This window comes from Roseivirga misakiensis (assembly GCF_001747105.1).
Lineage (GTDB): Bacteria > Bacteroidota > Bacteroidia > Cytophagales > Cyclobacteriaceae > Roseivirga > Roseivirga misakiensis.
In genome coordinates this window covers 2,152,657-2,172,623 of sequence record NZ_MDGQ01000005.1, presented here as the reverse complement: position 1 = coordinate 2,172,623, position 19,967 = coordinate 2,152,657, and the positions used below count along the sequence as shown (strand labels likewise).

Below are 19,967 nucleotides of genomic sequence, written 5' to 3'. Positions count from 1 at the left end.
CAGTTCATGCAGGCTTTTTTCGTTTTATGGCCATAAAATATTAAAAATGACGAAGGTCAAACTACATACTAAATACAAGAAGCTACTGGCCGATACAGTGACGCCAGTTAGCATTTACTTAAAGCTTAGGGATAAGTTTGAAAATCCGCTTCTGCTGGAAAGTTCTGATTATCACGGAGCGGATGACAGTTTTTCTTATATCTGCTGTGATCCTTTGGCGAGTTTCGAAGTGAAAAACGGTCAATTTAAACAGCAATTACCGAATCAATTAACGGAAGGTGAGGTTTCTGGTGATGCCGTAATGGAAAAGCTTGATGCATTCGTAAAATCTTTCGAAGCCAGCGAAAATCCGTTCAAATTTATCAATAACGGCCTTTTTGGATACATCGGTTTCGATGCGGTTCAGTATTTCGAGAACATACCGGTCCCTAAAGGAAAGGTAGATGAGTATAATATTCCTGACGTACTATATCATGTTTACCGATACGTAATCGCGATAGACCATTTTAAAAATGAGCTTTACATTTTCGAGCACTCTCCAGCGGGTACCAAAGAAAAGGGACTAGAAGCGATTGAAAACTTAGTTTATAACAAGAATTATCCTTCATACGAATTTACCCCAGCACAACAGGAAACTTCCAATTACAATGACGATCAGTTTTTGGAAATGATCGACAAGGGAATTTCTCACTGTCTAAGGGGAGATGTGTTTCAAATAGTGCTTTCTAGAAGATTTCAAGATAGTTTCTCGGGTGATGAGTTCAACGTTTACCGTGCACTTCGTTCTATAAATCCTTCGCCTTATTTATTCTATTTCGACTACGGAAGCTATAAAATCTTCGGATCCTCACCAGAGGCTCAATTGATCATAAAAGATAGAAAAGCAACGATTCACCCAATAGCAGGTACATTCAGGAGAACCGGAAATGACGAGGCGGATGCCGAGTTGGCCAAAAAACTTCTGGAAGATCCGAAAGAAAACGCTGAGCACGTCATGCTGGTCGATCTAGCAAGAAATGACCTCAGCAGAGCTGGTTCTAACGTAGAGGTTGATACTTATAAAGAAGTACAATACTTCTCACATGTGATCCACCTTGTCTCTAAAGTGATAGGCGCTTTGAGTGATGAAGTGGAGGAAACTAAAATGGTCTCGGGGACTTTTCCTGCGGGAACTTTGAGTGGTGCTCCTAAAGTTCGAGCCATGCAACTCATTAACGAATATGAGGAGACACGCCGAGGATTTTATGGAGGAGCTATTGGTTTTATGGGCTTTAATGGAGACTTCAACCACGCCATTATGATTAGGTCATTTTTGAGCAAAGACAACAGCCTATATTTTCAAGCAGGTGCTGGAATAGTCGCTAAGTCTGACCGAAAGTCTGAGCTTCAGGAGGTGAATAACAAGTTAGCCGCCTTGCGAAAAGCCATAGAATTAGCAAAAGAAATCCGATAACGAGTATTTGATCAACATTGATAATGAAAATATTAGTACTCGATAATTACGATTCATTTACCTACAATTTGGTTCATTACTTGAAGGAGTTGGGTTATGGAGATCGAATGGAAATCTTCCGTAACGATCAGATTACGTTGGATGAAGTAGCGGCTTACGATAAGATTTTGCTGTCGCCAGGGCCAGGTATTCCTGAGGAAGCAGGAGTTATGTTAGACTTAATTCGTCGATACGGACCTGAAAAAAGTATTCTGGGGGTCTGTCTCGGGCATCAAGGTATCGCCGAAATATATGGTGCTAAGCTGTTCAATATGGGAGAGGTCTTGCATGGCGTTTCCAGTAAGGTTCATGTTTCAAATCCAAGTGAACGACTCTTTAAGGATATTCCAGCATCTTATGAAATATGCCATTATCATAGCTGGAACGTCGATAAAAACCAGTTGGGAAGTGAAATTGAAGTTACGGCAGTTGATGAACAAGGGGAGATTATGGCGATCAGTCATAAAGAATATGATGTAAAAGGGGTACAGTTTCACCCTGAGTCAATTATGACCGAGTATGGTCACAAACTATTAAGTAATTGGTTGGAGGATAGTTAGTTGATTCCTAATTAAGAACATTATGAAAGAAGTATTAAATCAACTTTTTGAATATAAATCGCTGGATAAAGCCTCTGCAAAGGAGATTCTCAAGAATTTGGCACAAGGCGCATACAACCAAAGTCAAGTAGCAGCTTTTTTGACCGTTTATTTAATGAGAAGTATTACGGTAGAAGAACTTGAAGGCTTTCGAGATGCCATGCTTGAATTGTGTGTTCCAGTGGATATCCCCGAATACGATGCTATAGACCTTTGTGGTACGGGAGGAGATGGGAAAAACACTTTTAATATCTCAACACTTTCATCATTCATTGTGGCTGGCGCAGGGCAAAATGTAGCTAAGCATGGTAATAATGGTGTTTCTTCAGTTTCGGGTTCGTCCAATCTGATGGCACATTTTGGATATGAGTTCACCAATGACGTGGGTAAATTGAAAAAGAGCCTTGATGAATGTGGTCTCTGCTTTTTACATGCCCCTCTTTTCCATCCCGCAATGAAAAATGTCGCACCGATTCGTAGAGATTTAGGTGTGAAAACCTTTTTCAATATGTTAGGACCTATGGTGAATCCATCATTTCCCAAAAAGCAGTTAGTTGGGGTATTTAGTCTGGAATTAGCGAGGCTTTATGGCTATCTCTATCAGAAAACGGATAAAAATTTTGTTATTCTTCACGCACTGGATGGTTACGATGAAATATCACTAACTGGAGGCTTCAAGAAGATTACTAATGGCAAAGAGGCAATTGTGAGCCCTCAAGATTTGGGATTCCCTGAAATCCAACAAGAGCAAATATTTGGAGGAGAAAGTGTGGCGGAATCTGCTCAAATATTTGAAACAATATTGAAAGGTGAAGGAACCGAAGCACAGAATAACGTGGTTATCGCCAACGCTGCTATGGCTATAGAGTGTGGAAAGGGAGTTTCTACAAACGAAGCCTTAGGTATGGCGCAAGAATCCCTAATGGGTAGAAAGGCACTTAAAACATTTAAGAAAATATTAGAACTGAATTAAAGCATCGGTAAAAGGCATAAATGCCTTAAAACCAATAAAATAAAATGGATATTCTAGATAAAATCATAGCCCATAAAATAAAGGAAGTAGAAGATCGAAAGTCTCTCTTTCCTGAAAAACTTCTTGAGCAAAGCCTCTATTTCGATGGCCAGTCAGTATCGTTGAAGAAATATCTTCTTCGCGAGGATATGTCTGGAATTATAGCTGAGTTCAAAAGGAAGTCACCCTCAAAAGGGATGATTAACTCTCATGCTAAAGTTGAGAAAACCACTATCGGTTACATGCAAGCTGGCGCTTCAGCATTATCCGTATTAACTGATTCCGAGTTTTTCGGAGGATCAAGTGAAGATTTAAGTACGGCGAGAAAGTTCAATTTTTGCCCTGTGCTAAGAAAGGATTTCATCGTAGATGAATATCAAATCGTTGAAGCTAAATCCATCGGTGCCGATGCTATTCTTTTGATCGCTGCCGCATTAGAGCCACAAAAACTAAAGTCATTAGCTGCTTTTGCAAAACGTTTGGGTTTGGAGGTTTTAATGGAAGTTCATAATAAAGAAGAACTAGACAACAACCTCAATGAACACTTAGATGTAGTGGGTGTAAATAATAGGAACTTGAAAACATTTGAGGTAAGCACTGATATATCAAAAGCGTTAGCGAGTCATATCCCTGATGAATTCGTCAGAATTTCAGAAAGTGGAATAAGTAATCCAGAGACCATAATTGATTTAAAGACTTACGGATATAAAGGCTTTCTAGTCGGTGAAACATTCATGAAAACAGCTAGGCCAGAAGTAACGGCCAGGGAATTTATTAAAGAATTAATGGTTAAGAGCTAATTATAAATACCGCAGCATAGAGAAGAAATTTAAAAGCTTGCAAGAGTTAGAGCGCTGAAAAAAAGCTAAACCTACCAATGACCAATAACTATTTACTAATGACTAAACAATGAGACTCAAGGTTTGTGGCATGCGGGAAAGTGAGAATATTGAGCAATTGCTAGCGCTTAAGCCTGACTATATGGGTTTTATTTTTTTCGATAAATCTTCTCGAAATGCAGAAGAGAGTTTAAATGAAGAATTGCTAAAGTCATTTCCCGCCGAAACTAAAAAAGTGGGAGTATTTGTAAACGCCCCTTTGGAAAACCTAAAAGGCAAGGTTCATCAATATGAATTGGACTACGTGCAGTTGCATGGCGATGAATCCGTAGAATACGTGGCAGAATTATTTGCGATTGGTATTCGGGTGATTAAGGTATTCTCGATTGGTGAGCGTTTTGACTTTAGCCAATTGGGCGCTTACAATCCTTTTGTCGAATTCTTTTTGTTTGATACAAAAGGAGAGGCAAGAGGAGGTAATGGTGTAGTATTTAATTGGGATATACTAAAAGAGTATAATCAAGAAGTGCCTTTCTTTTTAAGTGGAGGTATAGATTTAGAAAATGTAAAAAGACTTGAGGAACTAAAGAATTTGAATATTCATGCCATTGATGTGAATTCAAAATTTGAGGAAAAACCAGGCCTTAAAAATATTGAGAGTATTAAAACACTAATAGCGACCATGCCGACTTAAAGAATGCTATGGTGGAAACTAGAATAAAATGAAAGTAAAAGTTGACGAGAGAGGGTATTACGGAAATTTTGGGGGAGCCTATATTCCCGAAATGCTATATCCGAATATCGAAGAGTTGAGAGAGAATTATGAGCAGATTATGCAGGCTCCTGATTTCCAAGAGCAGTTTCAGTCTTTGCTAAAGGATTTTGTAGGGAGGCCTACGCCACTTTACTTCGCGGAAAGACTTTCTGAGAAGTATGGTGCTAAAATCTACTTGAAAAGAGAAGATTTATGCCATACGGGTGCGCACAAAGTCAATAATACCATCGGCCAAATTCTAATGGCGCAACGATTAGGTAAAAAGAAGATCATTGCCGAAACAGGTGCTGGACAACACGGTGTAGCGACTGCTACAGTTTGTGCCTTAATGGGCGTAGAATGCATAGTTTACATGGGAGCGATCGATATGGAGCGTCAAAAACCAAATGTAGAACGCATGAGGATTTTGGGCGCAGAAGTTCGGGCCGCAGAAAGTGGTAGTAAAACGCTAAAAGATGCGACGAATGAGGCTATGCGTCATTGGATCAATAATCCTAAAGACACCCATTATATCATCGGGTCGGTCGTTGGTCCACATCCTTACCCAGAAATGGTGGCACGTTTTCAATCAGTGATCAGCGAGGAAATCAAGAAACAGTTGCAAACGCATGAAGGCAGAGAAAACCCAGACTATGTGATTGCCTGTGTTGGTGGAGGTAGCAATGCCGCAGGGGCATTTTATCACTATTACGACGAAGTCGATGTCAATTTAGTAGCCGTAGAAGCAGCCGGTTTAGGGAACCATACAGGGGAATCGGCCGCAACAACTGTACTTGGTAAACCAGGGGTGCTTCATGGGAGCAAGACCCTATTGATGCAAACAGAAGATGGACAGGTCGTCGAGCCTTATTCAATATCCGCAGGCCTAGATTACCCTGGCATTGGTCCAGTTCATGCCCATTTGTTCGAAACAGGACGCGCCACTTTCTACAGCGTGACTGACGAAGAAGCCATGAAATCAGGAATTGCATTAAGTCGATTAGAAGGGATAATTCCAGCCATTGAAACAGCCCATGCATTTGCAGCATTGAACCAGATGACCTTTAAAAAAGACGATGTCGTGGTGATCAATCTATCGGGTAGAGGCGATAAAGATTTAGAAACCTATATCAAGTGGGGGAAATATTAATGAATAGGATAGAAGAACTTTTCAGTCGAAAATCTGACCGAATACTGAATGTATACTTCACGGCGGGTTATCCGAAATTAAATGATACAACCAAGATTATGGCGTCTCTTGAACAATCAGGAGCTGATCTAATCGAAATTGGTATTCCTTTTTCAGACCCAATTGCCGATGGCCCAACCATTCAAGAAAGTAATGGGGTTGCATTAGACAATGGCATGACCCTAAAGCTATTGTTTGATCAATTGGCAGATGTACGTAGCAAGGTAAATATCCCTATTATTCTAATGGGCTATATCAACCCAATCGTACAATACGGAGTAGAAGCTTTTTGCCAGAAATGCCAAGAAGTGGGAGTAGATGGCCTGATTTTACCAGATTTACCGATGTTTGAGTATCAAGAAGTGCATAAACCAGTCTTTGAAAAGTATGGATTGTTAAACGTATTCTTGATTACACCGCAAACATCTGAAAACAGAATCAGGGAGATAGATAATAACTCGAGAGGTTTCATTTATATGGTGTCATCGGCGAGTACTACAGGGGCAAAAACAGGTATCAGCAATGAGCAAGAAACCTACTTTGCGCGCATAAAAGATATGAATTTGAAAAATCCGACACTGATCGGCTTCGGCATATCAAATAAAGAAACCTTTGATAAGGCATGTAGAAATGCCAATGGCGCCATTATCGGTAGCGCTTTTATCAAAGCAATTTCTCGAGAAGGAGAACTTAGTGAAAACATAAATGAATTTATTCAATCCGTTAAGGGTTAAAAAAGCTGGATTTACACGAAAAGGTAGGTCTACAAATACAAAAATATGATCACGGTAGTCGAATCAGCTTTACATTATGAAAAATGAATTAGTAATATTTTCATTATTTATTCTATTGACGGTAATCTCAGGCTGCTCGAAGAAAACCATTGAAGACTCAATAGAAATTAAGGATTCATTGAATTATGAAGAGAAAGATCCGTCTCTTGCTAGTAAAGCAAATCAGAAACGATTGAGCTCAACATATTTGGAAGAAGACTCTGTTCTTTTGGATTTATACAACTTTGACAAGTTCAACTTAATAGTCAATGAGATTTCACTAAGTAATTACGATTCTTTATTTCGAAAAAAGTTGAACCAACCAGGTGTAAAGGCGTCTACTGTTATGAGTCTTAATGATAGTTGCTTCATATTGCCTTTGACAAATGGAGAGACCGATACATTGTGTTCATTTGATGATGGCAATTATTTTGAAGAGTATACATTAAAAGGTGAAGTATTGGATCACTACTTGTTGAATTATCAAAATTTTGAATCTGGAGGAGATTTCTTAAAGAATAAAATAACTGGGATTAACTATAGTCTTGGCTTGACGTACGCCTTGACAGATAAAGGGAGTTTTATTTTAATCGGCGATAGGAGTAATCCTCATTCGGATAATTATTTAATCGTAGGTGACACTAAGAGGAGCGATAATTATGAACTGCTCAATATGTCCTTTTTAGAACTTTATCCACTCCATTCTTTTTGGGTTTCGGAAGTAAGTTTTGTGGTTAGTTTTCGATACAACGTTGATAACCAAAGGAAAAGTAGGAGTTACTATCAATTTCAACTAGAATTCTTCTAATGAATTATGATTATTTATTTATGACTAAACCCTTCGTTTTTTGGCTTAAAGGCTAGAAAGTACTTAAAACAATAACTAAATACCATTAACCAATTATAAAGTGATAATACAATTCGAACAAGGCATAGAAGAGGTACAGAAAGACGCTATCATAAATAGGGTAAAGGGCCTTAAATACAAACCAACTGAGGTGAAGACGCAAAAGGGAGATTACTTGGTGGGCACCGGAAAGAAAGACTTCGACATCCGATCTATAGGATATATGGATGGCATAAAAGACATCCACATCGTTTCTGACGACTACAAACTAGTGTCGAAAAAGTGGAAAGTCAACCCTACAGTTATCGATTTGGGGGATGGTGTCGTGATAGAGGAGGGTGGTTTCCAAATTATGGCTGGCCCATGTTCTATAGAGGGCGAAGATCAGATTAGAAAAACCATCAATCACCTTAAATCTCAAGGAATTACCATCATGCGCGGTGGAGTTTACAAACCGAGAAGTTCGCCGTATGCTTTTAGGGGCTTGGGAATTGAAGGCCTAAAACTCTGGTATGAATTAGCCAAAGAAGCGGGCATGAAAATCATTACCGAGGTAATGCAAGTGTCTCAAATCGCTGAAATGGACCCTTATGTGGATATTTATCAGGTGGGGGCTAGAAATACACAAAACTTCAACCTGTTGGACGAACTCGGCAAAGGAACTGACAAGCCTGTCATGATCAAGCGAGGTATTTCAGGTACTATTGACGAGCTGTTGTCATCTGCAGAATATGTTTTCAGTGGAGGAAATGAGCGCCTTCTATTGTGCGAAAGAGGAATCAGAACCTATGAAAAAGCGACACGTAATACCATGGATTTAAATGCGGTGGCTGTTTTGAAGGAAAAAACGCACCTGCCAGTGATTGCCGACCCTTCTCATGGAATAGGATTAAGAAATCATGTCGAGCCGATCGCCTTAGCCAGTATTATGGCAGGAGCAGACGGCGTGATTTTCGAATCTCACGAAATTCCTGAAGAAGCATATTCAGACGGTCAACAAACGCTGAATTTCTCCGAGTCTAATCGCCTGATAGACCGAATGAGAAAGACCTTTGAACTAAGAAAGAGTTTTTAATTCATCAGAAGCTTTTCAATTACAAACCATTCTCGAACGTATCGGGAATGGTTTTTTATTTCTGGTTAGGGCTTAAACCTTACCTTTGTCGTCACGGTAGAGGATTCAGGTACTTTTGCTGAGCCGACAGTTTTGGGATTCCATTTAGGGCCTTCTTTTACCAGTCGTATGGCTTCTTGATCAAAAGCAGCACCGAGACTTTTTAAAACATTGAAATCTCTCAATTCCCCAGTTGAGTCAACTGTAAACTCCACAGTCACCGTACCTCTAACCTTGCCACCTGATTTAGGGTATTGGACGTTTTTCCGCAAGTACTTTCTAAATTTCGAAAAGCCGATGGTCGGCTTGGCTTTTGTGGAACTTTGGGAAAGTGTTTTGTTAGGATTTTGGCGAGTGCCATCAATAGTTTGCCCTTCAATGGTTGTGGTTGAAAATGGGAGCTTCTGCTTAGGAGTTGCTGCGGCCACGCCAGTTACTACTACTTCGCCCAAACTCACATTATCCGGATCAAGTCTGATCAAGATTTCCTCGGCGGAGTTGACTTTATACTCTTGACTAACATACCCTAAGTAATCGATCACCAGTATACTATTGACTTTCACGCTATCAAGCGTAAACTCACCCTCTGCATTCGTAGAGGTTCCATTAATTGTGCCTTTTATGCTAATGGGAACGTTAATCAATGGCGTGTCGTCCTCAGATTCAATTACTTTTCCTTGAACAGTGAATTGGACCAATGCATTGTTGCTTGTTCTACTGAATGATTTGCTTCTTTGTATGGCATTTAAGTTCAAAGCCTCAACATCCAAGGCCTCCTGTTTTCTTTCAGTATTTAACGTTTTTACACCTTCAATTTTCTCTTCTATTAAGTCATCAGGCGCTACAGTTTCTAGTTTTGCAATCGAACTGGAAGATAAGTTGGGTTTTGGGATTGGTTTAACGGCTTTTGGAGATTCGTCAGAATCTACCCGTGTACCATCTGTGGGTTGTTTTACAATTTTGGCAGACTCTGGTAAAACGTTGCTTTTCGTGTTGGTCAAAGTGTCCTTTAAGTTTTCGTCATCTATTTTAGTAGAAGTGCTATCTGCAGGTGTTTTATCAGTTGATTTTTTCAACGCTGATAACTCTCGAGTAGGTAGCTTATCAGGTCGGTTCAGGTAGAAAAGACCAGAGGCCGAAATGATTATCAGGATTATAGCGGCAACTTTTCTCCAAACGGTCAAAAAAACCACTTTCTTCTCTTCGAGGGATTTATCAATCCGTGCGTTGAGATCTTCTAAGTCGATCGACAGGTTTTCCGAAGAAATCTGGTCAATACCTTCCATTGCATCGCCATACAAGGGGTTTTCGAGCATCAGTAATTCTACCTGATATACTTCTTCTGGCGTCAGTTTCCCCGATCGGTAAGCCTCAATAATTTCAGGCGTTAAGTGTTCAATATGTTTGTTCTTCTTGCTCACGAAGTTTTTCAATACATAATTTTAGATTCCGTCTACCATTTTGCAGATAGCTTTTTACTTTTTTCATTTCAAAACCGGTAATGTCACAGACCTCTTGGTAGCACTTCTTTTCAATGTAGAATAGTTTAATGCAGTGTTGCTGCTCATTTTTCAGTCTTTCAATGCAATAGTCGAGTTGACCAATATCTTTTTCCAAAGTCTCTTCTTCATGATGCACAGGAATAGATATTTCCATAAAATCGTCATCAATTAGGCTTTGTACTTGCCCATTAAGTCGTTTGTGTTTCCTCAAATGCATTAAACATTCATTTTTGGTCAAGACATAAAGCCAACTTTTAAAATTCCCGATTTCCTGAGTTTTTAAACTCGACAATAATTTTTCGAAGACCTGCATGGTCAAATCCTGAGCTGTCGATCGTTCTTTGAGATATTTAAGGCTAATACCATAGACAAGCGTCATATAGCGCTTAAAAAGCACACCAATTAACTTCTTATTCTCATTTTTTTTATAGAGATCAATAAGCTCTGAATCAGTGAGTTGTGTGATATGGTGTTGCTCGCCTTTCAAAAAATTGTTTAAAGAATTTATGGAATCAAGTTCTATGCCGCATCCTGCTACAAAAGATTTCAAACGTTAAATCACAAAGGTATGAAGCAGGTATTATTCGTAATGATGACACTTTTGATCGGATTCCATAATCCGATTGAAGAAAATTTTCAAAGAGAAATAAAGGGGAAGGTTTTAGACGCAGAAGATGGCCTTCCATTGGTAAATGTGACTGTAAAGCTAAAAGGGACGACAATCATCACAACGACGAATTCCAAAGGTGAATTCATGCTGACAGTGCCTCGAAAAGGTGGGGTTCTGGTTTTTAGCTACTTAGGATTTATAGCGCAAGAAGTTATGATAGGGAGTAAGAAGGTTTTTGAAGTGAAGCTTTCTCCGGACTATATAACAGGACTCGCTGAAGTAATCGTGACTGGTGTGGCGGCTGCAACACCTAGAAAGAGATTATTATATACTCAAGAGCAGAAGCGTAGTGCACCTACTAGTCAAATCATGTATGATCAAATTGGAGGAAATGGGTTTTACCATGACGATAAACGCAACTCAGGAGAGTCTTACGCTAATATTGATGAGAATGAATTCAAATCTCCATGGAAGGATCCTTATAGTACATTTTCCATCGATGTAGATGCTGCATCGTACAGCAACGTCCGTCGATTTATAAACAATGGTCAATTACCGCCTGCTGATGCCGTCAAAATCGAGGAGATGATTAACTACTTTGATTATGATTATCAATCACCTTCAGGAAAACATCCATTTGGGGTAGAGCACGAGGTTTCTGTTGCTCCATGGAATAAAGATCATCAATTGGTTCATGTGGGCATCCAAGGCGAGAAAATCGTCATGGAAGATCTTCCAGCATCCAATATTGTATTTCTCTTAGATGTATCTGGTTCCATGTCAAATGCTAATAAGTTGCCTCTCTTGAAGAAGTCCTTAAAACTACTTGTCAGAGAGTTGAGAGCAGAGGATAGAGTCGCTATCGTTGTGTATGCTGGGGCGGCGGGAGAAGTGCTTCCGTCTACGGCTGGTACTGAAAAAAGTAAGATATTGAATGCCTTAGATAAACTAAGCGCGGGTGGTTCAACTGCTGGTGGAGCAGGAATTAAATTAGCCTATAAAATAGCCCAAGAGAATTTCATCGAAGGAGGAAATAATCGAATCATATTGGCCACAGATGGTGATTTTAATGTGGGTGCGTCGAGCGATCAGCAAATGGAAGATCTAATTGAAGAAAAACGAAAGTCAGGTGTCTTTTTGACTGTGCTTGGTTTTGGGATGGGGAACTATCAAGACTCTAAAATGGAAATTCTAGCCGATAAGGGCAACGGTAATCACGCCTACATCGATAATATCCTTGAAGCTAAAAAAGTCCTAGTGAGTGAGTTTGGAGGAACTCTGTTTACCATTGCTAAAGATGTTAAAATCCAAGTTGAATTCAATCCCGCTACTGTTCAGGCTTACCGATTAATAGGCTATGAAAACAGATTATTAAACGACGAGGACTTTAATAATGATAAGAAAGACGCAGGAGAACTAGGCGCGGGGCATACCGTTACAGCGCTATATGAGGTAATTCCCGTTGGAGTTGAAAGTAGCTTTAAGCCGATCGATGATTTAAAATACCGGAAGGAGAAGAAAAAGGAGTTGAGTGGTAATACTAATGACCTGATGACGGTTAAGCTTCGTTATAAAAAGCCCAATAAGTCTAAATCCATCTATTTGGAGAGGGTTATAAAAAATGAGAGCAGTCGACTGAGCAGGACCTCTGATAATTTTAAATGGTCGGCAGCAGTAGCGAGTTTCGGTATGTTGTTACGAAACTCCGACTATAAGAACGACATCAACTATCAAGAAGTGATCGATTTAGCTAAAGCCTCAAAGGGAAAAGATCATAATGGATATCGGGCAGAGTTCATCCGTTTGTTAGAAATGGCGGAATTAATGGCTGAGCAAGAATAAAAGTGTTCACGAGTACGTAAAAAGTTAGGTTTTGTTCGGAATCGTACGCTTGAAATTGTTTAAATTATTTTAAGTCACTGTTATTCAGTGACTTAATTTTTGGCATAACGATTGGGAATCCGTATTTGTCACGAAAACTCTTAAACCAATGCTAAAAAACTACCTCACGGTCGTTTTACGACAAATCGCCAAAAACAAAACATTCTCTTTCATTAATATTCTAGGACTCTCATTCGGTATGGCTATTTGCGTAGTCATATTCCAATATGTAGCCTTTCATACGTCTTTCGATACGTTCAATACGAATGCAGATCGCCTTTTTAGACTGGAAAGCGAGACGATTTCGAAAGATAACGCTGTTAACTACTCCATTAAACATGCGCCCTTATTGACGGCAACACTTGCTGAGAAGTCTCCACGAGTAGCGGATTATGCAAGAATCATCGACTTTGACTATCTGAATAGTTCTGTGGAATTTAGAGATGATGATAAGCTATCGACATTTAAGCAGGAGGGTATAAAAGGCATAGATAAGTCGTTCTTCAGCATGTTTTCAACCAGTTTCATAGCAGGGGGAGTTGATAAATTTGATGAACCATACAAGGCTGTTTTGTCGCTAAAAGCAAGTAAGAAATTTTTCGATAACCCAGAAACCGCCATTGGTCAAGTCTTTACATTGAAGGGAAATGCAGGGAATCAGGACTATGAATTAGTTGGTGTAATGGAAGATATGCCAGCAAACTCGCATTTAGATTTTCAAGTGGCACTGAGCTTTCCATCAGTTCCCAAATATTTAGGGACTATCGATACTTGGGACAATCCTGCCTACAGAGGATATGTTTTATTGAACGATGGTGCAGACCAACAAGAGGTGGCTCAATTGACGACCAGCATATTTAATGAAAACTTTAGTGAACAGCTCAAAGTAAGCGGTGATCAGGTTGATTTCACCTTGCAAAACATCCAAGATATACACTTAGAAAGCCAATTAGGCGATGATAGTGGCGCGTCTGTGAATGCAAATATGATTTGGATACTATCATTGATAGCGGTTGTGATTCTAGCCGTGGCTTGGATTAATTACCTCAATTTATCGCTGGTCAAGACTTTGGATCGGATGAAAGAAATGGGGGTTAGAAAGTGCCTAGGCTCCTCTAAAAATCAACTAGTACAGCTCTTTTTAATGGAGTCTTTTGTCTTAAATATATTGTCATTAGGGTTAACAATAGTCCTGGTAAACCTGAGTAGTGGCTACTTATCTCAGACCACTGCTTTGCCATTAATCAATATTCTTGATCCGATTGTTTTGGGCGTTTTATTGGGCATTGCACTGCTAGGAACTCTATTTACGGGGCTCTATCCAATTGTTCTGTTGAAATCTTTCAATTTGGCGTCAGTACTTGTTGGTAAAAAAGGCAAGTCTATTGGTAATAGATCTAGAAAAGGCTTAGTGCTAGTCCAGTTTGCAGTTACGTTTTTATTGATTGCCAGCACGCTCACCATCTTCAAGCAAGTCGACTTTATGCGAAACGCAGATTTAGGTATCAATACTGAAAATGTGCTATTGGTCGAGGCGCCACCTTCTGATATTAATGCAGATAACAGGCAAGAGAGAGCTAAGTTTAGGGCTATGACGAATGAACTTCTAAAGTACCCAGGTATAGAATCGATGTCTATGTCAGGAGAAGTTCCAGGGCAGCCGATTAGCTGGGGCGCTTCTTTGTACCTGAATAATCAACCCAAAGAGAGTGCTATTTCTACTGGATTGATTGCGATGGATTATTCATTTCCAGAGTTTTTTGGGATAGATGTAGTAGCAGGAAGAGCACTACGACAAGGAGATGATCCATGGTCTAAAGGCGATGTCGTGATCAACGAAAAGCTAGCCGAACAATTGGGCTTCAGTAACCCTGAAGATGCTATAGGAGCCAATATATCTGGATTCTTTGCGCCTTTGCAGGTGCGTGGAGTATTGGAAAACCATCACCATACATCACTACATAATGACTATCGACCGATCGCATATATCGTGAGCGGATGGACAAGGTATTATTTCTTTAAACTTCGAATAGATGAGAATTCTGACGAAAGTAAAACAGGACAACTGAGTCAAATGATCACTAAAATGCAGTCAGAGTGGGATGATGTTTATCCCAACTATCAAATGGTTTACTCTTTCGTAGATCAAGGTTTTGATAAGCAATACAAAGAAGATGTGCGTTTCGGTAAAATATTTACGGGTTTCTCGATCGTGACTATTGTAGTCGCGTGTCTTGGTCTTTTTGGGCTTACAGCACTCACTGTGAACCAGAAAGTAAAAGAAGTAGGTATTCGTAAAGTATTAGGCGCGAGTGGTTTAAGCCTTGTAAGGCTTCTATCGAAGGAATATGCCCTTTTGGTGACTATTTCGGGTCTTTTGAGCTTGCCATTAGCTTACTTCCTCATGACAAATTGGCTCAATTCATACACGTTCAGGATCGACATCGGCCTATGGTTTTTCTTAATACCGTTTGCCATGATCATTTGTCTAGCGGTGATCAGCGTAGTGGGTAAAATATTAAGCGTCGTCAGAGCCAATCCAGTGGAGGCTTTGAGGTACGAATAATTCAAGCCCGAACTACAAATCAGGGATAGTATCAAATAAGAATTAAGGAAAAAGTGAAGAGCAGGTCGGCCATGACCTGCTTTTTGCATTTCAGAACGCTATGTAAGCGATTCAATACATGTTTTACGAGTTTGAGGGATGATTCATTAGGAATGTCACTTGCTTTAATTAGTTTTACTAATGGGTAAGTAATTAAAAATCCAATGGAGAGAAGATTTTATCTGGGTGAATTTGAAGAAACAGTGCTTTTGGTTACGGCGTCACAGGATGGTGAGGCGTACGGTTTATCTATTACCAAAGTCATTGAAGAAGAACTAGGTCGGTCAGTGAACATGAGTTCGGTACATACAGCACTCTACAGGTTAGAGGAAAAGGGCTATGTAAAATCAGACTTGGGAGGAGCATCGGGTAGAAGAGGTGGTAGGCGTAAGCGATTTTTTAGTGTTACATCTTTGGGCAAGTCAGCACTACTAGAGGCAAAGCAGCATCGTGAATACCTCTGGTCTAAAATTCCTGGGATTGCGGTCAAAGGAGGAGAATTATGAAGCCCAAAAAGCCAGTAAGTCCACCTAAAACGGCTCAACTGCTGTTGGACATTTACTGTAAGGATGAATTGCAGGAAGAAATTGCTGGAGATATTGAAGAACGCTTTTGGGATCACTACGATCTACATGGCTTAAGAAAAGCTAAGATCAAATTTTGGCTCAACACCTTCAAATTTATCCGCTGGCATACACTCAAATCAACAAAGTCAAAAAGATATACTCAAAACAATTTAGCTATGGTCAACAATAACTTTAAGGCAGCTTTTCGCAGTGCCAAAAAACACAGTATTTACACTTTTGTAAACTTAGCAGGTCTCGCGATCGGCTTAACCAGTTTTATTCTAATATCCCTATATGTAAAGCATCAATTAAGTTTTGATGATTTTCATGATAAGAAGGATAGAATTTATCGGATAACGGAAGGGGTAGATGCCATTACTCCTAATATTATTGCTCCGTTAATCAAGCGGTCTTTCGAAGATGAAGTAGAGTCTACTGTCAGAGTGTTTTCAATGGGTGGGGAGATCTTGAGAGTGGATGAACAGTCCTACTCTGAGGTGATTTATTTCGCCGACAAGGACTTCTTTGATATGTTCACCTTTCCACTCATTCAGGGCAATCCATCGACTGTACTAAGTCAACCAAATACCATGGTAATCAGTCAAACAGCCGCCAGAAAACTCTTTGGTACGACGGATGTTGTTGGTAAATCGCTGGAGCGAGAAGGTAACGCTTATCAAATCTCGGGGGTCATGGTCGATGTGCCCGCAAATTCCTATTTGCAGTTCGATTATATGGTCCCATTCACGGACCTCAAATGGGCCGTTAGTGAAACTTGGAGCAACTGGAACTACCATACCTTTGTAAGTCTATCAGAAAAAACTGACCCGGTAAGTATAGAGAAAAAGATATCTGAAGTACTGGACGAGAGTATTTCTCAGTCAGGTAATGATCGGGATTCCGACCCTTACACGCTGCAAGCACTAAGCGATATATATCTACAAAAGCGTTTTCAGTTAGACTATGAACTAGAGAAGGTGGGCGATATCAAATACGTCTATATTTTCTCAGGTGTCGCACTACTTATTCTTCTGATTGCCTGTATTAATTACGTAAACCTTGCGACCTCACGATCTCTGGAAAGGGCGAAAGAAGTAGGGGTTAGAAAGGTGATAGGTGCTCAAAAGGGACAACTTATTTTACAATTCTTGAGTGAGTCGTTGCTTTTTGTACTCATCGCGACAGTAGTATCATATGGGCTGTCAATGTTATTAATACCATCGTTCAATGAGTTATCTGGTGAGACAATTTCGGTTTCAGAGCTCTTAAAACCGACATTTATCGGTTTGTTATTGGGGCTTTCTATGCTGATCGCACTGTTGGCAGGCTTCTATCCGGCCATTATGCTTTCTACTTTTAAACCAGTTGTAGTATTAAAAGGAAGGTTTGCAAACTCAGGCGCAGGTGGTCGTCTTCGGCGAGTACTAGTCGTTCTTCAATTTGCTATTTCTATTTTCTTGGTAGTAGCTACCCTAGTAGTGCAGAAACAGCTGAATTATATCCAGTCAAAGGATCTCGGTTTTGAAAGAGAACAAATAGTCTACTTTGGCTTGGATAAAGATGCTAAACTGGGCTTCGATGCCATAAAAAATAAGCTGTTGACTAACCCTAATGTGGAAATGGTCAGTGCTGCCTCAAATGTTCCTACCAGTGTGGGTTCGGCCCATGGTATAGTCACAGGAGATGGACCAACAGACTGGGAGTTAATCTACTTTATGACAGTGGATGAAGATTATATGGACTTGGTGGGCTTAGATTTATTAGCTGGATTAAGTCTTAAAGAGCGTTCTGTAAATTTCCAAAGTACCGATTCTACCGAAGTAAATCCTTCCTTTATCCTTAACGAAACCGCGGCAAAGCTTTTCAATTGGTCTGCGGAAGAAGCGGTTGGTCAATCTGTGACCATTAGTGGGCAAAGAGCCCCAGTTCAAGGAGTGGTGAAGGATTTCCATTTTAAATCGATGTCTCAGCGCATTGAGCCATTTGTAATTCTAGTAGACCCAAGGCGAAACAACCTTGGATTTGTAAAAATTACGACTAATGAGGTGGCACAGACAATGGCTTTTATCGAATCTACGATAGAAGAAATGGCACCAAAACTACCATTTGATTATACTTTTTTGGATGAACAATTCGACCGAATGTACAGGTTTGAGAGCCGCTTAGGGTCAGTGTTTTTGGTGTTTTCTTCCATAGCCATATCCATAGCTTGCTTAGGTATGTTTGGTCTAATCTCATTTATGGCTATCAATCGCGCGAAAGAAATGGGGGTAAGAAAGGTCTTGGGAGCCTCTGTCAATAGAATAATCATTTTGCTATCCTCTGATTTTATGAAGTTGGTCGGCGTGGCGTTGATTATTGCCTTACCAGTGGCTTATTATTTTATGGATGAGTGGTTGAGTAAGTATGCCTATCAGGTGGATATAGGTGTGGATGTAGGAGTCATCGCCGTTGTTTTTGCCTTACTCACTACCTGTATTACTATTGCATATCAAGCTTTGCGGGCAGCGCGAGTTGATCCGTCTAAAGTGCTTAGAAGCGAATAATGATAGGAAAATGACCATTGGTTTAAAAATTAGTCTTTCTGATTTGAATAATTTCAAATGCCTCTTACCTTTGGGTCAATGATCAAGAACAAAGCATATCACTATCACTATTATTATCCGACAGTTCGGAACGGTAGTGCTATGTGATCAGAAAGAAATTAAAACTGAAAATATAAAACCCGGTTCCGATTTGAGCCGGGTTTTTTTATGACCGGGCCATTGATTTGAACCAAATCAAGAAACAAAACATTACATCCCGAGAAAATGAAACAGAATTACGAAAATTACACCGCAGAAGATCAGAAAGTATGGAAAATACTCTTTGATAGACAATTTCCGGCACTACCGCAAGCCGCGACTAAAGAGTTCTTATTAGGACTAGATCGCGTAAGCTTTAACGGAGAAGCCATTCCCAATTTTGAAAAGACAAACAAAGTGCTACGTGAGCTCACGGGATGGGAAATATATGCCGTACCAGGAATTGTAGAAGACGCTCTCTTTTTTGACCTAATGGCCAATAAAAAGTTTCCTGCCACAACTTGGGTAAGGAAAATGAGTGAACTGGACTACTTAGAGGAGCCAGATATGTTCCACGATGTGTTCGCTCACATACCGCTTTTAGCAAATCAGGCCTTCGTGGACTTTTTGCAAGCGATCAGCAAGTTTGGTCAAGAATGGATTGATGATGAATGGGCTATCCATTTACTGTCTAGAATTTACTGGTTTACTATCGAGTTCGGATTGATCAGAGAAGAGGGCGAACTGAAGATTTACGGAGCTGGTATCTTGTCATCTTCCGGAGAAACAAAATTCTCGCTTTCAGACGAGCCGAATCACTTCGATTACGACGTAGATAAGATTCTGGATACGCCTTACAGAAAGGATAATATGCAGGAGAACTACTTTATTATTGATTCATACGAGCAGTTGTACGAATCGCTGCCAGAAATCAAATCGAAAATTGAAGAGCGTTTAAAGGCAAAAGAGGCGGCGGTCTAATTGTACTTGAGTATGAGTGTAGTCATTATAGATTATAATGCAGGCAATGTTCAATCGGTAACCTATGCATTGAATAGGCTCGGTGTTGAGCCAGTTTTATCGGCAAATGCTGAAGTGATCGGTGCGGCGGATAAAGTGATTTTTCCGGGTGTTGGTGAGGCCAGCACGGCCATGAACTTTTTAAAGTCTAATGGGCTAGACCAAGTGATCAAAGGGTTGAGTCAGCCAGTTTTTGGTGTCTGTTTGGGGCTACAACTCATGTGTAATCACTCCGAAGAGAACGATACGGAATGTTTAGGCATATTCGATGTAGCAGTAAAGAAGTTTCCTTCAACGCTCAAAGTGCCGCAAATGGGTTGGAATTCATTGTCTGCAATGAATTCTGATCTGTTTAAAGGTTTGCCCTCAGATCCATATGTCTATTATGTGCATAGTTATTATGCTGAGTTGAGTGATTTCACGGTGGCGCAGACAGACTATATACACCCCTTTAGTGCAGCACTTCAAAAAGATAATTTCTATGCCTTACAAGCGCACCCAGAAAAGAGTGGCAAGGTAGGAGAGGAGATTCTAGAAAACTTCTTGCAGTTATAAACTTGGATGGTTGTACTACGAATACAAACCTGCTTTAATTATTCC

At 40.0% G+C, this 19,967-nt stretch carries 16 protein-coding genes and 1 pseudogene; 15 read left to right on the top strand and 2 right to left on the bottom strand.

The window, feature by feature from the left end:
• Positions 1 to 46 precede the first annotated feature (46 nt).
• The 9 genes from BFP71_RS17065 to aroF all read left to right on the top strand — a co-directional run bounded on the left by BFP71_RS17065 (position 47) and on the right by aroF (position 8,580).
• Positions 47 to 1,453: an anthranilate synthase component I family protein gene (locus tag BFP71_RS17065; protein WP_069836631.1), complete on the top strand. Its 1,407-nt coding sequence runs from the start codon at positions 47 to 49 to the stop codon at positions 1,451 to 1,453.
• A 23-nt stretch (positions 1,454 to 1,476) separates the two neighbouring features.
• Complete coding sequence (locus BFP71_RS17060; protein ID WP_069836630.1) at positions 1,477 to 2,052, top strand: anthranilate synthase component II; 576 nt, start codon at positions 1,477 to 1,479, stop codon at positions 2,050 to 2,052.
• A gap of 22 nt (positions 2,053 to 2,074) precedes the next feature.
• On the top strand, positions 2,075 to 3,064 hold the full coding sequence (gene trpD / locus BFP71_RS17055) for an anthranilate phosphoribosyltransferase (protein WP_069836629.1): 990 nt from the start codon (positions 2,075 to 2,077) through the stop codon (positions 3,062 to 3,064).
• A gap of 44 nt (positions 3,065 to 3,108) precedes the next feature.
• On the top strand, positions 3,109 to 3,903 hold the full coding sequence (gene trpC / locus BFP71_RS17050) for an indole-3-glycerol phosphate synthase TrpC (protein WP_069836628.1): 795 nt from the start codon (positions 3,109 to 3,111) through the stop codon (positions 3,901 to 3,903).
• Between the two features lie 109 nt (positions 3,904 to 4,012).
• Entirely contained in the window at positions 4,013 to 4,636 is a 624-nt protein-coding gene (locus BFP71_RS17045; protein ID WP_069836627.1) for a phosphoribosylanthranilate isomerase, read from the top strand.
• Between the two features lie 28 nt (positions 4,637 to 4,664).
• Positions 4,665 to 5,846, top strand: coding sequence for a tryptophan synthase subunit beta (gene trpB, locus BFP71_RS17040; protein ID WP_069836626.1), 1,182 nt, complete (start codon positions 4,665 to 4,667; stop codon positions 5,844 to 5,846).
• Positions 5,846 to 6,619, top strand: a complete 774-nt coding sequence (gene trpA / locus BFP71_RS17035) for a tryptophan synthase subunit alpha (protein WP_069836625.1) — start codon at positions 5,846 to 5,848, stop codon at positions 6,617 to 6,619. Before trpB ends, trpA begins: the two co-directional genes overlap by 1 nt.
• A 76-nt stretch (positions 6,620 to 6,695) precedes the next feature.
• On the top strand, positions 6,696 to 7,466 hold the full coding sequence (locus BFP71_RS17030) for a hypothetical protein (protein ID WP_069836624.1): 771 nt from the start codon (positions 6,696 to 6,698) through the stop codon (positions 7,464 to 7,466).
• Between the two features lie 100 nt (positions 7,467 to 7,566).
• A complete protein-coding gene (gene aroF / locus BFP71_RS17025; RefSeq protein ID WP_069836623.1) occupies positions 7,567 to 8,580 on the top strand; it encodes a 3-deoxy-7-phosphoheptulonate synthase in 1,014 nt (337 codons plus the stop codon).
• A 65-nt stretch (positions 8,581 to 8,645) separates the two neighbouring features.
• Here the strand turns inward: aroF and BFP71_RS17020 are convergent, their stop codons facing one another.
• Positions 8,646 to 10,040, bottom strand: coding sequence for an energy transducer TonB (locus tag BFP71_RS17020; protein ID WP_069836622.1), 1,395 nt, complete (start codon positions 10,038 to 10,040; stop codon positions 8,646 to 8,648).
• Complete coding sequence (locus BFP71_RS17015; protein ID WP_088125093.1) at positions 10,015 to 10,671, bottom strand: RNA polymerase sigma factor; 657 nt, start codon at positions 10,669 to 10,671, stop codon at positions 10,015 to 10,017. Before BFP71_RS17015 ends, BFP71_RS17020 begins: the two co-directional genes overlap by 26 nt.
• 18 nt (positions 10,672 to 10,689) lie before the next feature.
• Between BFP71_RS17015 and BFP71_RS17010 the strand changes: the two genes are divergently transcribed.
• The 6 genes and pseudogenes from BFP71_RS17010 (at position 10,690) to hisH (ending at position 19,922) form a co-directional block, all read left to right on the top strand.
• On the top strand, positions 10,690 to 12,573 hold the full coding sequence (locus BFP71_RS17010; protein WP_069836621.1) for a YfbK domain-containing protein: 1,884 nt from the start codon (positions 10,690 to 10,692) through the stop codon (positions 12,571 to 12,573).
• Positions 12,574 to 12,721: 148 nt separating this feature from the next.
• Positions 12,722 to 15,178 carry an ABC transporter permease gene (locus BFP71_RS17005; RefSeq protein WP_069836620.1) on the top strand — a complete coding sequence of 819 codons (2,457 nt, stop codon included), beginning with the start codon at positions 12,722 to 12,724 and terminating at the stop codon, positions 15,176 to 15,178.
• Positions 15,179 to 15,381: 203 nt separating this feature from the next.
• The gene (locus BFP71_RS17000; protein WP_069836619.1) at positions 15,382 to 15,723 is read left to right on the top strand and encodes a PadR family transcriptional regulator; all 342 of its coding nucleotides are present in this window, start codon (positions 15,382 to 15,384) and stop codon (positions 15,721 to 15,723) included.
• Complete coding sequence (locus BFP71_RS16995; RefSeq protein WP_069836618.1) at positions 15,720 to 18,329, top strand: ABC transporter permease; 2,610 nt, start codon at positions 15,720 to 15,722, stop codon at positions 18,327 to 18,329. The genes BFP71_RS17000 and BFP71_RS16995 overlap by 4 nt, the downstream gene beginning before the upstream one ends.
• A gap of 255 nt (positions 18,330 to 18,584) precedes the next feature.
• Positions 18,585 to 19,328, top strand: a pseudogene (locus BFP71_RS16990) (phenylalanine 4-monooxygenase); the annotation flags it as partial.
• Positions 19,329 to 19,340: 12 nt separating this feature from the next.
• Positions 19,341 to 19,922 carry an imidazole glycerol phosphate synthase subunit HisH gene (hisH, locus tag BFP71_RS16985; RefSeq protein ID WP_069836616.1) on the top strand — a complete coding sequence of 194 codons (582 nt, stop codon included), beginning with the start codon at positions 19,341 to 19,343 and terminating at the stop codon, positions 19,920 to 19,922.
• Positions 19,923 to 19,967: the final 45 nt, after the last annotated feature.

What these genes read in the sequence shown, in the direction of transcription:
- BFP71_RS17065 (WP_069836631.1), top strand. Translation starts at nt 47, where the DNA reads ATGACGAAGGTCAAACTACATACTAAATACAAGAAGCTACTGGCCGAT.
- BFP71_RS17060 (WP_069836630.1), top strand. Translation starts at nt 1,477, where the DNA reads ATGAAAATATTAGTACTCGATAATTACGATTCATTTACCTACAATTTG.
- trpD (WP_069836629.1), top strand. Translation starts at nt 2,075, where the DNA reads ATGAAAGAAGTATTAAATCAACTTTTTGAATATAAATCGCTGGATAAA.
- trpC (WP_069836628.1), top strand. Translation starts at nt 3,109, where the DNA reads ATGGATATTCTAGATAAAATCATAGCCCATAAAATAAAGGAAGTAGAA.
- BFP71_RS17045 (WP_069836627.1), top strand. Translation starts at nt 4,013, where the DNA reads ATGAGACTCAAGGTTTGTGGCATGCGGGAAAGTGAGAATATTGAGCAA.
- trpB (WP_069836626.1), top strand. Translation starts at nt 4,665, where the DNA reads ATGAAAGTAAAAGTTGACGAGAGAGGGTATTACGGAAATTTTGGGGGA.
- trpA (WP_069836625.1), top strand. Translation starts at nt 5,846, where the DNA reads ATGAATAGGATAGAAGAACTTTTCAGTCGAAAATCTGACCGAATACTG.
- BFP71_RS17030 (WP_069836624.1), top strand. Translation starts at nt 6,696, where the DNA reads ATGAAAAATGAATTAGTAATATTTTCATTATTTATTCTATTGACGGTA.
- BFP71_RS17010 (WP_069836621.1), top strand. Translation starts at nt 10,690, where the DNA reads ATGAAGCAGGTATTATTCGTAATGATGACACTTTTGATCGGATTCCAT.
- BFP71_RS17005 (WP_069836620.1), top strand. Translation starts at nt 12,722, where the DNA reads ATGCTAAAAAACTACCTCACGGTCGTTTTACGACAAATCGCCAAAAAC.
- BFP71_RS17000 (WP_069836619.1), top strand. Translation starts at nt 15,382, where the DNA reads ATGGAGAGAAGATTTTATCTGGGTGAATTTGAAGAAACAGTGCTTTTG.
- BFP71_RS16995 (WP_069836618.1), top strand. Translation starts at nt 15,720, where the DNA reads ATGAAGCCCAAAAAGCCAGTAAGTCCACCTAAAACGGCTCAACTGCTG.
- hisH (WP_069836616.1), top strand. Translation starts at nt 19,341, where the DNA reads ATGAGTGTAGTCATTATAGATTATAATGCAGGCAATGTTCAATCGGTA.